This window comes from Aeromonas sp. OTU364 (assembly GCF_038440395.1).
GTDB lineage: Bacteria > Pseudomonadota > Gammaproteobacteria > Enterobacterales > Aeromonadaceae > Aeromonas.
Map to the genome: position 1 here is coordinate 62327 of NZ_JASATR010000013.1, position 14959 is coordinate 77285.

9 protein-coding genes and 4 tRNA genes are annotated in these 14959 nt (G+C 61.4%); 5 read left to right on the forward strand and 8 right to left on the reverse strand.

Annotated features, from left to right (window positions below):
• Positions 1-52: 52 nt before the first annotated feature.
• The 6 genes from kdpA to AAHB08_RS13760 all read right to left on the reverse strand — a co-directional run bounded on the left by kdpA (position 53) and on the right by AAHB08_RS13760 (position 10465).
• Entirely contained in the window at positions 53-1732 is a 1680-nt protein-coding gene (gene kdpA / locus AAHB08_RS13735; protein ID WP_342059232.1) for a potassium-transporting ATPase subunit KdpA, read from the reverse strand.
• Between the two features lie 437 nt (positions 1733-2169).
• Positions 2170-3519 (reverse strand): glutathione-disulfide reductase, encoded by a 1350-nt coding sequence (gene gorA, locus AAHB08_RS13740; protein WP_342059233.1) that lies wholly within the window; start codon positions 3517-3519, stop codon positions 2170-2172.
• 76 nt (positions 3520-3595) lie between these two features.
• Positions 3596-5554: an ATP-binding protein gene (locus tag AAHB08_RS13745; protein ID WP_202047984.1), complete on the reverse strand. Its 1959-nt coding sequence runs from the start codon at positions 5552-5554 to the stop codon at positions 3596-3598.
• Between the two features lie 121 nt (positions 5555-5675).
• Positions 5676-8756, reverse strand: coding sequence for a multidrug efflux RND transporter permease subunit (locus tag AAHB08_RS13750; protein WP_139437096.1), 3081 nt, complete (start codon positions 8754-8756; stop codon positions 5676-5678).
• Between the two features lie 15 nt (positions 8757-8771).
• Complete coding sequence (locus AAHB08_RS13755) at positions 8772-9878, reverse strand: efflux RND transporter periplasmic adaptor subunit (protein ID WP_139437094.1); 1107 nt, start codon at positions 9876-9878, stop codon at positions 8772-8774.
• Positions 9875-10465, reverse strand: a complete 591-nt coding sequence (locus AAHB08_RS13760) for a TetR/AcrR family transcriptional regulator (RefSeq protein WP_139437092.1) — start codon at positions 10463-10465, stop codon at positions 9875-9877. Before AAHB08_RS13760 ends, AAHB08_RS13755 begins: the two co-directional genes overlap by 4 nt.
• Positions 10466-10723: 258 nt before the next feature.
• Here AAHB08_RS13760 and AAHB08_RS13765 point away from each other — a divergent pair.
• The 5 genes from AAHB08_RS13765 (at position 10724) to AAHB08_RS13785 (ending at position 11848) form a co-directional block, all read left to right on the forward strand.
• A tRNA-Arg gene (locus AAHB08_RS13765) sits at positions 10724-10800 on the forward strand.
• A 49-nt stretch (positions 10801-10849) separates the two neighbouring features.
• Positions 10850-10925 (forward strand) — tRNA-His (locus tag AAHB08_RS13770).
• A gap of 20 nt (positions 10926-10945) precedes the next feature.
• Positions 10946-11031: transfer RNA gene (locus tag AAHB08_RS13775), tRNA-Leu, on the forward strand.
• 59 nt (positions 11032-11090) lie between these two features.
• A tRNA-Pro gene (locus tag AAHB08_RS13780) sits at positions 11091-11167 on the forward strand.
• Positions 11168-11344: 177 nt separating this feature from the next.
• Complete coding sequence (locus AAHB08_RS13785; protein ID WP_342059234.1) at positions 11345-11848, forward strand: RICIN domain-containing protein; 504 nt, start codon at positions 11345-11347, stop codon at positions 11846-11848.
• Here AAHB08_RS13785 and pyk read toward each other — a convergent pair.
• Positions 11838-13316 (reverse strand): pyruvate kinase, encoded by a 1479-nt coding sequence (pyk, locus tag AAHB08_RS13790; RefSeq protein ID WP_342059235.1) that lies wholly within the window; start codon positions 13314-13316, stop codon positions 11838-11840. The two genes, AAHB08_RS13785 and pyk, sit on opposite strands and share 11 nt — an antisense overlap.
• Positions 13317-13387: 71 nt before the next feature.
• Positions 13388-14725: an MFS transporter gene (locus AAHB08_RS13795; RefSeq protein WP_139437088.1), complete on the reverse strand. Its 1338-nt coding sequence runs from the start codon at positions 14723-14725 to the stop codon at positions 13388-13390.
• Positions 14726-14959 lie beyond the last annotated feature (234 nt).

Consider the following 14959-nt stretch of genomic DNA (forward strand, 5'->3'; position numbering starts at 1 on the left):
ATCAGATGTTCGGTCATTGGCATCGGTAAAGTGACTGACATGAACAGGGTCATCAGAGCGCTCCCAGTATCAGGAGATGCTCGGCGACGGGGCCCAGCGCCAGTACCGGCAGGAAGGAGAGACCGCCTATCAGCAGCACTGTGATGATCAGCAAGGTGATGAACAGCGGGCCGCGGATGGGGAAGTCACCTTCGCCGGCATCCTGTTGGGAGGCGCGCGAGAGCTGACCGGCGATGGCCAGTACCGGAATGATGTAGCCGAAGCGACCGAGCAGCATGGCCAGACCGATGGCGACGCACTGCCAGTTGTCCGCGGCGGCGAAGCCCCCGAAGGCCGAGCCGTTGTTGCCGGCGGCCGAGGCGTAGTTGTAGATCAACCTGGACAGGCCGTGGGGGCCATCGTGACCCATGATGGTGGCGGCATCCGGCATCAGCAGCGTTACCCCGCCGATCACCAGAACCCCGACCGGCATCACCAGCATGCTGGCGACCACCCATTTCATCTCGGTGATCCCGAGGCGCTTGCCGAGATAGGTCGGCGTGCGCCCGACCATCAGGCCGCACAGGAACACGGTCAGCAGCACGAACAGCATCATGCCGTAGATACCGGCACCCACGCCGCCGAAGATGACCTCACCGAGCAGCATGTTGATCATGCCGACCATGCCACCCAGCGGGGTGAAGCTGTCGTGCATGGCGTTGACGGAGCCGTTGGAGGCTGAGGTGGTCGCCACTTCCCAGATGCTGGAGAGCACGGGGCCGAAGCGGCTCTCCTTGCCTTCCCAGTTGCCTGCCTGGGTGGTGAGCTGGGCGAGCGCCGGATCCGGTTGCAACTCCTGGTAGACGGAGAGGCCGAGCCCCATCACGAACAGCAGCGTCATGGCAGAGAGGATGGCGCGGCCGTGGCCGGAATCCTTCACATAACGGCCCAGGGTACAGACCAGGGCGGCGGGAATGGTCAGCAGGGCGACCATCTCCAGCCAGTTGGAGAGGGCGGTCGGGTTCTCGAACGGGTGGGCCGAGTTGACGCCGAAGAAACCGCCACCGTTGGAGCCGAGCTGCTTGATGGCGATCTGCGAGGCGGCAGGGCCGAGCGGCAGCAGTTGCTCCTGACCTTCCAGGGCATGGAACGGCAGATAGGCCGACAGACTCTGGGGAACCCCTTGCCACACCAGCAGCAGCGCCATGATCAACGCCATGGGCAGCAGCACATAGAGGCAGAAGCGCACCAGATCCTGCCAGAAGTTGCCAAGGTATATGGTCTGCTGGCGGGAGAGACCGCGGAACAGCGCGACGGCGACGGTGGCACCGGTGGCGGCGGAGACGAAGTTCTGGGTGGTGAGCCCCACCATCTGGCTGAAGTAGGAGAGGCTGGCCTCACCGGAATAGGCTTGCCAGTTGGTGTTGGTCATGAAGCTGACGGCGGTGTTGAAGGCGAGTTGCCAGCTCAGGCCCGGCAGCTGTTGCGGGTTGAGGGGCAGCAGGCCCTGGGCCATCAGGATCAGGAACAGCAGGCCGAAACCGGCACCGTTGAAGGCCAGCAGGCTGAGGGCGTAGGACTTCCAGTCCTGCTCCCGTCCGTCCGTGCCGCAGCAGGCCAGGGTGGCGCGCTCGACCGGCGCGAGCCAGCGACTCTTGCCCTCGAACACGCGATACATATAGCTGCCGAGCAGGGGGGCTGGCAGCAGGACCAGCAGCACGAAGGCCACCGGATAGATTATTTCTTGCCACATATCCGGTTCCTCACTCATGGGTGCGCGCAAGAGCGCGCAGCAGATAGCCCATCAGGGCGAGGACCAGCAGCAGATATAGCCAATTCATAACGACTCCGTTGAGATAATTAGCGTCGAGAGTCGATGCAAATCCATATCGACTCCGTTGATATCATTGACGCTGAAAGGGTATGTAAAACGGGCGTAAAGGCGCCATAAAGGGGCATTGGGGGAGCGTAAAATCGGCGTAAAGAAGGCCGGTTTCAGAGGGAATCGGGTGGGTAGGGATCAAAAAACCCGGCCTGGGCCGGGTTTGGAGAGCGAGGCTTATGCCGTTGCCGAAGCTGACCAACCAGCTTCAGATGCACTTAGCGCATGGTCACAAATTCTTCTGCGCTGGTGGGGTGGGAAGGGGAACGCAGTTGTTGGTTTGACCTTTGTCTCCCTGTTCCCCAGCCTCAACGCATGGTGACAAACTCTTCCGCGCTGGTCGGATGGATGGCGACGCAGTTGTCGAAGTCTGCCTTGGTGGCCCCCATCTTCATGGCGACGCCAAAGCCCTGCAGTATCTCGTCCATCGCAAAGCCGATGCCGTGCAGGCCGACCACCTTCTCCTCCGGTCCGACGCAGACCAGCTTCATCCGGGTGGGCTGGCGATGCTGGGTCAGGGCCGAATACATGGCGGTGAACTGACTGCGGTAGACCTTGACCTGATCTTCACCGTATTCGGCGATGGCTTCCGGCTCGGTCAGACCTATGGTGCCGATGGGCGGGTGGCTGAACACCACGGTCGGCACCAGATCGTAGTTGAGGTGCTCGCTCGGCTTGTTGTTGAACAGCCGCTCGGAAAGGCGACGGCCGGCCGCGACGGCCACCGGGGTGAGCTGGATGCGGCCGGTGTTGTCACCCACCGCATAGAGGTTGGCGACGGCGGTGTTCTGGAACTTGTCGGTGGGGATGAAGCCCTTCTCGTCCAGGGTGATGCCGGTGGCGGCCAGATTGAGGTTGTCGGTGGCCGGCACGCGGCCGATGGCCCAGATCAGGCAGTCCACCGTGAGGTGGCGACCATCTTCCAGTTGCAGGGTCAGGCTGTCGTCGGCGTTCTTGACCACGGCCTTGGGCACGGCGTGGGTGTGCAGCCTGGGCCCTTCCTGGGCCATGATCTCCACCAGGGTCTCGTGGATCATGGGGTCGAAGTTGCGCAGCGGCGCATGTTTGCGCACCACCAGATGGGTCTCGGAGCCAAGCGCCTGCATCACGCCGGCGATCTCGACCGCGATATAGCCGGCACCGACCACGGCGACCCGCTTGGGCTGGCTTTGCAGATCGAAGAAGCCGTCGGAGTCGATGCCGAGTTCGGCGCCCGGTATGGTCGGGACCTCGGGGCGCCCACCGGTGGCGATCAGTATGTGATCGGCGCTGTACTGCTCGCCATCAACCTCGATGGTGTTGCTGCTGACGAAACGGGCGAAGCCCTTGATGACGGTGATCTGGTTCTTGCCCAGCACATTCTCGTAGGACTTGTGGATGCGGCCAATATAGGCCTGACGGGACTCGACCAGCTTGGCCCAGCTGAAGTGATTGAGGGTGGTGTCGAAGCCGTAGTCGGCCCCGTATCTCAGGGCATCGGCGATCTGGCCGGCATACCACATGGCCTTCTTCGGCACGCAACCGACGTTGACGCAGGTACCCCCCAGCTCTTTGGCTTCAATCAGGGCGACTTTCTTGCCATACATGGCAGCCCGGTTGGCCGAGGCGATGCCGCCGCTGCCGCCGCCGATGGCGATATAGTCAAAATGCTGTGCCATTGCGAGGTTCTCCGCTCGTTAAGAATGCAATCACAGCATGATGGGGACAAAGTGGCCGGCTCACAAGAGCCGGCGTTCAGTTCTGCCGGATCGGCAGGCGGATATGGAACTGGGCACCCTGGCCAGGTTCGCTGGCGCAATGGATGCGGCCGCGCAGCAGTTGCACCACCAGGTTGTAGATGATGTGGGTGCCGAGCCCGCTGCCACCCTGGCCCCGCTTGGAGGTGACGAAGGGATCGAAGATGCGCGGCAGTATCTCCGGGGGGATGCCGCGACCGTTGTCGCTGTAGTCGATGACCAGCTCGTCACCCTGCTGCTCCACCCTGATGGTGATCTTCTTGGGTCTGTCCCAGCCGTCGAAACCGTGATGGATGGAGTTGAGGATCAGGTTGGAATAGATCTGGGTGAAGCTGCCGGGGAAGGAGTAGATGGCCAGCTTGGGATCGCATTGAATGTCGACCTCGCACTGGGCCTTCTTCAGCTTGTAGCCGAGGGAGACCACCACCTGATGCAGGTTGTCGGCGAGGCTGAAGTTGTAGCGCGCCTCGGACGACTGATCCACCGCCACCTGCTTGAAGCTGGCGATGAGCTCCGAGGCCCGTCTCAGGTTGCCCTGCAGCAGTTGCATCGACTCGTCGAGGTTCTGGGTGAACTCGTTGAGATAGGTGCGCGACAGCTGCTTGGCCTCGAGGTGCTGCTTGAAGTCGGCCACCCGCTCCTGCAGATAGGAGGAGGCCGTGACGCTGATGCCGATGGGGGTGTTGATCTCATGGGCCACGCCGGCCACCAGCGAACCCAGGGAGGCCATCTTCTCCGACTCCACCAGGGTCTGCTGCGCCTGTTTCAGATCGTCATAGGCCTTGCCCAGCTGGTCGTTGGCATCGCTCAGGCTGCGGGTACGCTCCGCCACCTTGCCTTCCAGCTGTTCGTTGAACAGTATGATCTCCCGCTCCACCTTCTTGAGGGGGGTGATGTCGTAACCGAAGCCAATCAGATACTTGAGATTCGGCCCCTCGTAGAAGGGGGCGAAGGTCCACTGCAGGACGAGTTCGCTGCCCTGCTGGTCATGCATGGTGATCTCCCTGTCCTCGAGGGAGCCCTGATCCGCCAGGGTGGCCGCCAGCTCGGCCCGCTGCTCCTCGCTGACGAAGAGATCCAGCCAGTTGTGCTGCAGCAGCTCCTCGTGGTGATAGCCGGTGAGCAGTATGGCGGCCGGGTTGATGCTGGCGATGTTGAGATCTGGCTCCATGCAGCAGATGACCATGTTGGCGGAGTTGATCAGGGTGGCGGAGAAGTCCCGCTCCTGCTGTAGCTGATCCGCCGCCTGATGGCGGGCGTTGAACTCGTCGTTCAATCGGGTGCGCATCTGGTTGAGGGTGGCGGCCAGCGCATCGAACTCGTCCGGGTGCTTGCGGGGCAGGGGACGCCCTTCCAGCGTCAGCTCCACCGCCAGCCGATCCAGGCTCAGTTTCTGGGCGTAGCTGACGATGCGGTTGATATGGCGGATCACCAGGTAATAGATGATGACCAGGATGCAGAGGGAGACGACCAGGGTCTTGATGGTCTGGCTGACCAGGATCAGCACCGATTTCTCGATCAGCCGCTGGTAGACCTGATCCAGGGTGGCGGCGACGAACAGCTTGCCGACCACCTCTCCCTGATAGGTGAGGCTGAATTCGCGGGAGATGTCGTATTGCGCCTGCTCCACTCCCTGGGTCAGCAGCGGTACTTCCGAGTTGCCCAGCATCTCCTTGACCATGACGAACTGCATGTTGGGCAGGTTCATGATGCCTTCGATCTGCACCTTGACCTGCTCTTCATCCAGGTTCCACAGGCTGGCGGAGATGGGTTGCAGGAAGGAGGCCTCGATCTGGTCGATGCTGGCCTCGATGACGGTGACATCCTTGTTGTAATCCCAGGCGAGCTGCAGCACCGTGATGACCAGCGCCAGCACAGTGCTGCAGATCAGAATGTAGGAAAGCAGACGATAAGAGAGTCCGTTAAGGCCTATGGCCCTGGAGAAGATTCCTGACATGGCATCCTTGCGGTCTGGATTGCGAACGGCCTAGTTTAACTGCTTCATGGACTCATGTCGTGGGTCATGAAATGGATAAAAATAAGGCCCCTTTCGGGGCCTTTTGGCTGTTGGCTGAGGATCAATGGTTTCCTTTCGCCTTGGCCGGAATGGATTCGTCGAATTCCGGCAGCGGTTTGTGCTCCGAGGCCAGGAAGGTGTAGATCACCGGCAGCACGAACAGGGTGAAGAGGGTGCCGATGGCCAGACCCGCCACGATGACGATGCCGATGCTGAAGCGCTGGGCCGCCCCCGCACCCGCCGCATAGAGCAGCGGGATCAGGCCGGCGATCATGGCCGCCGTGGTCATCAGGATGGGGCGCAGACGCACCTTGGCAGCCTGCATCACGGCCTGCATCCGGTTCATGCCGTGCAGCAGCTGCTCCTCCTTCGCCACCTCGCAGATCAGAATACCGTGCTTGGTAATCAGACCGACCAGGGTGATGAGGCCCACCTGGGAGTAGATGTTCATGGTGGCCAGGCCCCATGCCAGGGCAATCAGGGCCCCGCTGATGGCAAGGGGGACCGACACCATGATCACCAGGGGGTCACGCACCGACTCGAACTGGATCGCCAGCACCAGGAAGATGATGGCCAGGGCCAGGGCGAAGGTGGCATAGAGCGCATTGCCCTCGGTCACGAACTGGCGGGCTTCACCCATGAAGTCGTAGCGATAGCCTTGCGGCAGCTTCTCTTCGGCGGTGGCCTTGAACCAGTTGATCGCATCCCCCATGGCCACGCCGGGTGCCGGTACGGCGCCTATGGTGGCAGAGTTCAGCTGGTTGAAGTGGGGCAGGGCGCGGGGTTCGCCAACCACTTCAATCTTGATCAGGCTGCCCAGCGGGATCGACTTGCCGTCGGCGGCGCGCACGTAATAACCCTTGATGGACTCGGGGTTGAGACGGAATTTGCGCTCCACCTGGGGGATCACCTCGTAGGAGCGGCCATCCAGATCGATCCGGTTGACGTAACCGTCCGCCATCATGGTGCCCATGGTGATGCCGATGTCCTGCATGGTGATGCCGTAGGCACCCGCCTTGTCCTTGTCGATGCTGATCTTCATGGTGGCCGAGTCGTAGTTCAGATCGAGATCCGAATAGACGAACTGGCCGTTGGCCTGGGTCGCCGCCAGCATCTCACCCGCGATCAGGAACAGGCTCTCGAAGCTGTTCGGGGTGGTGATGACGAACTGGATGGGCAGACCGCTGGAGGCACCTGGCAGTTCGGGGAACTGGAAGGTGGTGATGGCCATCCCGGGGATGTCCTTCACCAGACCGGCCACTCGATCCAGCACCTCTTTCTGGCTCGCCTCACGCTGGCTCCAGGGCACCATGGAGGCGATGCCGAAGGCCTGGTTGGCGTTGAACACCCCGGAGAAGACCTGGGAGTAGGCGATCTCGGGCTGGTCATCCAGCACCTTGTTCACGTCCGCCATGGTGTTCTCGATGTAGTCCAGGTTGGCATTGGACGGTGCCGTCCCCAGCACGGCCATGACCCCCTTGTCCTCGGACGGGGCCAGCTCGCTCGGGATGAACTTGAACAGCAGCGGCAGGCTGCCGAACACGATGACGGCGAACAGTATGACCACGATGCGGCGCTGCATGACCGCATGCAGCATGCTGTCGTAGCGGGCCGTCATCTTATCCAGCAGGTGATGCACTGTACTCTCGAACTTGCCTGGCTGTTCGTTGGCCTTGAGCATCTTGGAGCACATCATGGGCGACAGGGTCAGCGCTATGATGCCGGAGACAAACACGGCCCCCGCCAGGGTCAGGGCGAACTCCTTGAACAGGGAGCCTGTGATGCCTCCCATCAGGGCGATAGGCGCGTACACCGCAGCCAGGGTCACCGTCATGGCGATGACGGGCACGGCGATCTCCCGGGTGCCTATGATGGCGGCCCGGAACGGTTCTTCCCCCTCCTTGATGTGTCGGTCGACGTTCTCCAGCACCACGATGGCGTCATCCACCACCAGACCGATGGCGAGTACCATGGCGAGCAGTGTCATCAGGTTTATCGAGAAACCGAACATGTCCATCATCATCACCACGCCGATGAGGCTCAGCGGGATTGTGATGATCGGGATGATGACCGCCCGGAAGGAGCCGAGGAACAGGGTGATGACCACCAGTACGATGGCGGCCGCTTCCAGTATGGTCTTGATGACCTCGTTGATGGACTCGTTGATGGCGATGGTGGAGTCATACAGGATGTTGACCTGCATGGTGCTCGGCATGTTGCTCTTCAGGCTCGGCAGCAGCTCCAGCACATCGTGGGCGATGTTGATGGGGTTGGCGGTTGGCGCGGCATTGATGGCAAGTACCACGGCCTCGCGGCCGTTGGCGCTGGCGCGATAGATGTCGTGGCTCTTCTCCAGCGACACCTTGGCAATGTCGGAGAGACGGATCACCTTGCCATCCCGGGTCGCCACCACCAGACGCTTGAGCTCATCGGTATTGCTGACCTGGGTCTCGGCATTGCCGTTGAACAGGGTGAAATAGCCGGTGGCCTGACCGGTGGCCGACTGATAGTTGTTGCTGTTGAGCACAGTCATCACGTCGCTGGAGGTCAGGTCGAAGGCGGCCATCTTGGCCGGATCCAGCCACACCCGCAGGGCAAACTCGACCCCGCCGTAGAGGTCAACCTTGGATACCCCGCCCACGGTGAACAGCTGGGGCTTGATGACCCGCTCCAGGTAGTCGGTGATCTGGCTGGAGTTCAGCTCCGGGCTGGTGAAGCCCATGTAGAGCACCGCTGTGGTGGAACCCGTGGAGGAGGTGACCGAGGGGTCTTCCGCCTCTTTGGGCAACTGGGAGCGCACCGAGTTGACCTTGGCCAGGATGTCGGACAGCGCGGCGTTCGGATCGGTGTTCAGCTTCATGTAGGCCGTCACCGTGGAGCTGCCCAGCTGGCTGGAGGAGGTCATGAAGTCGATGTTGTCGGCTTGCGCGACCGCCTGCTCCAGCGGCTGGGTGATGAAGCCCTGGATCAGATCCGAGCTGGCGCCATAGTAGCTGGTGTTGACCGTGATGACGGTGTTGATCACCTCGGGATATTCCCGCACCTGCATCTTGAAGATGGCCTGGAAGCCCAGCAGGGCTATCAGGAAGCTGAGCGAGATCGCCAGCACCGGCCGTTTTATGAATATGTCAGTAAATCGCATCGCAGATCTCCGCGCTTACAGCATCGGGGTTTGTGCCGGAACGGCAAGGGCATCATTCTCGACCACGTGCACCTTGGTATCGTTGCTCAGGCGAACCTGACCCGACAGCACGATTTGATCGCCAGCCTTGATGCCGGACAACACATGGACATCATTGCCGCGACGCTCACCCGCCTTGACCACCACCTGCTTGGCGCGTTTCACGCCGTCTGCCTCGTGAATGACGTAGACGTTCTCGCCATAGAGGGTGAAGGAGATGGCAGACTGCGGGATCACTATCTGGTCTTTCACCGTGGGCAGTATGATGCTGGCGCGGGCGAACATGCCGGAGCGCAGCTGGCCGCCGTTGTTCGGGATGTTGGCTTGCACCTGGATCAGGCCGCTCTGGTAGTTGACCGCCGGCTCGATGGCGGTGATCTGACCGTCAAACTGGGTCTGGGGATAGGCATCCACGTTGATCTTGACGGTCTGGCCGAGGGAAATCTTGGAGATGTCGGTCTGGGGCACGGTGAAGCGCAGGCGCATCACGCTGGTGTCTTCCAGTCGCACTATCTCGGTACCGGGTTCCAGATACTGGCCGAGGAAGACGTTGCGCAGACCCACGACGCCACCGAAGGGGGCGCGGACTTCGCGGCGGGCTATGGTGCCCTTCAGGCTCTCGATGTCCGCTTCCAGTGAACGGTAGCTCGCTTCGGCATCATCCAGCTGATCCCGGGAGATGGAGTTCTTCTGGTACAGGTTCTGGTAGCGCTCGAACTTGGCACGAGCCGCAGGCAGCCTGGCCCGGGAGGAGTTCAGGTTGGCCTTCTCCACGCTGGAGTCCAGGCTCAGCAGCAGTTGATCCGCCTTGACCTGAGCCCCGGATTCGAAACTGATGTTGTCTATGGTGCCAGCCAGTTCACTGGAAAGGGTGACCCCCTGGTTGGGCTCGATGAAGCCGATCGCCTCTATGGTGGGGACCCAGTCCTGCGCCTTGGTCACCATGGCGGTCACCGGGAACTCGGGCTCGGGTCGATTGGCCATGAACTCTGCAATCTTCTTCTGCTTGAACATATTGAAGCCGATGACACTGCCGAACAGGGCGAGTGCTATCAGCAACATGATGGCCATCCACTTTTTCATGAACAGGCTCCTGTGATGGAATAATTAGGGTTTAAAATGGCATTCCAGCTGGCCCGGATGACCGTTTCCAACTGTTCTTGCGTCAACTCAAATTCGTGAGCCTGGCGTTGTTGTACCAGGTTGACCACGCTGCTCAGACTCAGGGCCTCCAACACCAGAACGGGCAAATCGATGAACAGACCCTGCTGGCGTCCCTGTTCGAAGAAACGCTCAAGTGGGGCCCATGTCGCCATTATGACCGGATCACGCTCCAATTCAGCCCCCAATGGAGAACTTTCGTACTGCAATTTGCATTTAAGTACATTGGGGTGGCTGGCAAAGAGGGCGTCGATATTGAGCCAGAGGCGTCGATACTGCCGATAGGACACCTCTTCTATCTGCACATCTTCCATGACCAAGGGATGACACTTGAGAATGGTGTGCTGATAAAGCTGGCGGACAAGATCATCCTTGTCGCTGAAGTAGCGATAGATGGTGCCTGCCGCTACCTTGGCTTTCTTGGCAACCGCGGCAATGGAAAGGCCGTAGAAGCCCTGCTCGCCGAGGATTTCGTGCGCTGCCTCGAAAATCCGTTCTTTCTTATCCATGATGATCAGGTTTTGGCGAGTGAATGAACGTTCATTCATTCTAGGTGGAGAAGAAAGCAAGTCAAGGGATGCCGGCCACTTTACTGTCAGAAGTGGATCCAAAAGTGGGCCGAGTGAGGACGTTTTTGGCCGAACCTCTGAAGAAGAGGCATAAAAGCGTACGAAAAGATTGAAAAACAGACACTTGAATCATGTAGATAAAAAAAGAGTAGACAAGGTGGGCGCCATCATCAATAATGCGCCCCGTTCGACAGCGTAGCGCCCGTAGCTCAGCTGGATAGAGCGCTGCCCTCCGGAGGCAGAGGTCACAGGTTCGAATCCTGTCGGGCGCACCATTAAAGTGCGCCAGTTAAGCGGGCGTTGTTGTGGAACAAAACAGCTGTGGTGGCTGTAGCTCAGTTGGTAGAGTCCCGGATTGTGATTCCGGTTGTCGTGGGTTCGAGCCCCATCAGCCACCCCATTTTACAGCTTGTCAGGTATGCGAAGGTGGCGGAATTGGTAGACGCGCTAGCTTCAGGTGTTAGTGCCCCCCGGGTGTGAGGGTTCGAGTCCCTCTCTTCGCACCATACTTGCTGTATGACGAGGATGACCACATGGTCATCTTTGTATTTTGGAAATACCCCATCGGTGATTAGCGCAGCCCGGTAGCGCATCTGGTTTGGGACCAGAGGGTCAAAGGTTCGAATCCTTTATCACCGACCACATTCTGAAAACCTCGCTTCGGCGGGGTTTTTGCTTTTCTGCGTGCCCGTCGCGCCTCTGTCACCTCTTCTTACATTTCTGCTGGCGCCTGTTCGCCGCGAGTTCGTTATGCTTGGCCGGGAGCCACCCGAAGAGTGGACACCCGCGACCCATTCAGATACAGGCCTATGCACCATCATGCCCCTTCACATCCGATTGTTCGCCCTGATGGCACTGCTGCTCGGCGGCTGTGCCTTGCAGCCGAGACCAGAGAACCTTCTGCTGGGGGCCGCCTCCAGGTCAACGCCGGAGCCCCCGGCCACCCTGGTGACCGATGGCGGCTTCTGCGTGGCCCTGGACGAGCAGGGCAGCCTGCTCACCCAGCCTTGCGATCAGAGTCCAAGCCAGCTGTTCAGCTGGGATGCGGGGGCCTTGCAGCTGGCGCAGGGTTGCCTGATCGCCAGGGGGGAGGATGGCCTCGCCGTGGGAGAGTGCCAGGACGACAGCCGTCAATGGCAGTGGCAGGGGGATAGACTGTTCAACCGGCAGGTTTCACTCTGTCTGGATGTGGCTGGTCGCCGCCACAGAGCCGCGGTGCCGCTGCGGCTGGCCGAGTGCTACGGTGGCGCCAATCAGAGCTTCACCTGGACGCCGACCGGTAGCCTGCTGGATCGCCTTGGGCTGCCTGGCCTCAGCGGATGAGGCTGTCCCTCGACTCCTGACGGGATCCGCGCTGGACACCGGGCAGGGGCACCAGACGCCAGACATCCTCGGGACCGGCCCCTTCCAGTGCATCCAGCCGGCTGATGAGCAGGGTCTGGATGCCGTGCAGTTGATCCGCCCGTTGCAGCGTCTCGACCAGCGGGCAGTGGAGGTGCCGGGGTGACTCGTCCAGATAGTGGAGCGGCCTGACCCCCCGCAGTATGGTCATCTGGTTGAGCAGTGGCTGATCATCTGAGAGCGCCCAGATGGGCCCCTGATGCGTGCCGCGGGAGATGGCGGTGACGGCCTGGCCCCCCTTGGTCAGGATGGCGATGCCGCAGGTGTTGTCCAGGCCGAGGCTGGATGTCAGGGTGGTCAGCGCCATGTGATGACCGGCTTGCACCTGGGGTGTGCTGCCCTGAAGCCAGAGTGGCTGCCCGCCGCCCCCGTCCTGCTCGGCCCCCAGGGTGATGCGGGCCATGGCCTCCACCGCCTCGACGGGAAAGTGGCCGGCGGCCGATTCGGCCGAGAGCATGACGGCATCGGTCCCGTCCAGCACGGCGTTGGCCACATCCAGCACCTCGGCACGGGTCGGCATGGGGCTGGCGAGCATGGACTCCATCATCTGGGTCGCCGTGATCACCGGCCGACCGAGCAAGCGGCAACGCTGGATCAGTGTCTTCTGCACGCCGGGCAGCCTGGCATCCCCAATTTCGACCCCGAGATCTCCCCTGGCCACCATGATGATGTCGGCGGCATGAATGATCTCGTCCATGGCCTCGATGGAGGCGACCACCTCGGCCCGCTCCACCTTGGCGATGATGGCCGCCCTGCTGCCGGTGGCGCGGATCAGCTGGCGAGCCTCCTGCAAGTCCGCCGCGCTGCGAGGGAAGGAGACGGCCACGAAGTCGGCGTCAATCTGCCGGGCAAGGAGAATGTCGGCCCTGTCCTTGTCGGTCAGGGCCGGTGCGCTCAGGCCACCGCCGAGCACATTGATCCCCTTGCGACTGGACAGGGTGCCGCCGACCAGCACCCGGGTGTGCACCTCGGCCCCCGCAATCCGCTCCACCTTGAACTGCAGGCGACCGTCATCGAGCAGCAGTATGTTGCCGACCCCGACCTCCGCCACCAGTGCCGGATAGTCGAGCCCGACTCTCTCCTGGTTGCCCTGTGCGGGATCCAGATCTGCGTCCAGGATGAAGCCGTCTCCCGGCTTCAGCTGAATGCTGCCCGTCGCCAGGCTGGCGATCCGGATCTTGGGGCCCTGCAGGTCGGCCAGTATGCCGATGTGCAGCCCGAACCGGCTGGCGACCTCGCGGATCCGCCCTGCGACTTGCCTGTGCTGTTCGTGGCTGCCGTGGGAGAAGTTGAGGCGAAAGACATTGGCGCCTGCGAGCAGCAACTTCTCCACCATCTCGCTGGAGGAGCTGGCCGGGCCCAGGGTGGCGATAATCTTGGTTTTACGCATGGGGTGACTCTCTTGGGTAGTGCAGGGAACAAAAAAGGTGGTCAAGCGACCACCTTTTTTGCGAGCAGGCATCAGTAGTTGACGACTTTCTTGGCATTCCACACCGTCATGGCGAGCAGCATGGAGACCACAGAGGCTCCGAGCCAGAAGTACTGGGCACTGCTGAAGTCATAGTGGGTGACTCCGTCGACCACGCTGGTCTCGATCAGGGCGGCGGAGACCAGCTCCTGGCCGGAGGCGGCGATGTAGGAGCACAGACCGATGAAGCCCTTCACCGCCCCCACTGCCGTCTTGGGCATCAGGTCGCAGGCGGTCAGACCGGCCAGGAACACCACCAGACCCCCGATGGAGTAGCCGATCAGGGAGAGGGCGACGGCATCCATCATGCGGCTCTGGGGGCCCCAGAACATCAGGCACATGCCGGCGATGTTGGCCAGGCCGTACAGCAGGGTCGGAATGTGGCGGTTGGCGTTGAACAGCTTGTCGGAGATGACCCCGGCCAGGATGGCGCCGATGAAACCGGCGATGGGGTAGGCGGACATGGCGAAGCCGGCATCGATCAGGCTGTAACCCTTCTGCTCTTGCAGATAGAGCACGGCCCAGGAGCTCATGGCATAGCGGGACATGTACATGCAGGCGCAGGCGGCGGCGATGAGCCAGACCACCGGCTGCTTGAGAATGAACAGCTGGGCGCGGCGGATCTCGGCCGGCTCGACCTTCTTGGCGATCTCGGGCTCTTCGCCGAAGGCGACGGCAGGCTCGGGCAGGGCATAGGTCTGCGGGCGATCCTTCAGGACCAGGTACATCAGGATGGCGGCGATACCGGAGGCGATACCGGCGCCGATGAAGCCGGCCTGCCAGCCGAAGTAGCTGACGACGGTGGCGGTCAGGATCCAGGAGATGCCTTCACCTATGTTGCGCGAACCGCCCCAGATGGAATAGACGGAGCCGCGCTGCTTGGGGGAGAACCACTGGAAGATGGAGACGCAGGAGGGGGCCGAGCCGATGGACTGGAACCAGCCGTTCAGGCCCCACATCAGCACCAGGAAGAAGGTGGCTGTGTTCATGCCCATCAGGATGGTGCAGACCGCGGAGGCGCCCAGGGCGACCGACATGAAGCGGCCTATGTTGGCGTAATCCGACAGGAAGCCGTTGGAGAACTTGCCGACCGCATAGGTGAACAGGAAGGCGGAACCTATCACCCCCAGCTCGTCCAGGGTGACTATGCCGGCATCCAGCAGGGGCTTCTTGACCACGTTAAGGCTCATGCGAACCACGTAGAACATGGCGTAGCCCAGTACCAGACCCAGGAAGACCTGCCACTGATACTTGCGATAGATGGATCTTATCTTGTCCGGCGAGGCGTCCATGACCGGCAGGTCGGCTCGCGTCTTGAAGAAGTTGAACATGTTGTGCTCCGTGAAGGTGGGTAGCGGAAGTGCAGAGAGGCTCTGACTGTCGCCGCCATCTTAGGGAGCCTGTTCGGACCCTTACAAAACGCGCTTTTCGGGTCAGTTGTGACTCAAGGGGCCGCTTTCCTGAGTCAGAAATGGCAGCTTTCGTCTGGCCCGCCCATGCGGGATCAAAGACAATAAGCCAGGAGGAGGAGGGGGAATGAGTCAGATCCGGCCCATGGCCCCGGC

Coding starts and splice junctions, on each gene's coding strand:
- gorA (WP_342059233.1), bottom strand. CDS start 3,519: ATGGCACAGCATTTTGACTATATCGCCATCGGCGGCGGCAGCGGCGGC.
- AAHB08_RS13795 (WP_139437088.1), bottom strand. CDS start 14,725: ATGTTCAACTTCTTCAAGACGCGAGCCGACCTGCCGGTCATGGACGCC.
- AAHB08_RS13755 (WP_139437094.1), bottom strand. CDS start 9,878: ATGAAAAAGTGGATGGCCATCATGTTGCTGATAGCACTCGCCCTGTTC.
- AAHB08_RS13750 (WP_139437096.1), bottom strand. CDS start 8,756: ATGCGATTTACTGACATATTCATAAAACGGCCGGTGCTGGCGATCTCG.
- AAHB08_RS13785 (WP_342059234.1), top strand. CDS start 11,345: ATGCCCCTTCACATCCGATTGTTCGCCCTGATGGCACTGCTGCTCGGC.
- AAHB08_RS13760 (WP_139437092.1), bottom strand. CDS start 10,465: ATGGATAAGAAAGAACGGATTTTCGAGGCAGCGCACGAAATCCTCGGC.
- kdpA (WP_342059232.1), bottom strand. CDS start 1,732: ATGTGGCAAGAAATAATCTATCCGGTGGCCTTCGTGCTGCTGGTCCTG.
- pyk (WP_342059235.1), bottom strand. CDS start 13,316: ATGCGTAAAACCAAGATTATCGCCACCCTGGGCCCGGCCAGCTCCTCC.
- AAHB08_RS13745 (WP_202047984.1), bottom strand. CDS start 5,554: ATGTCAGGAATCTTCTCCAGGGCCATAGGCCTTAACGGACTCTCTTAT.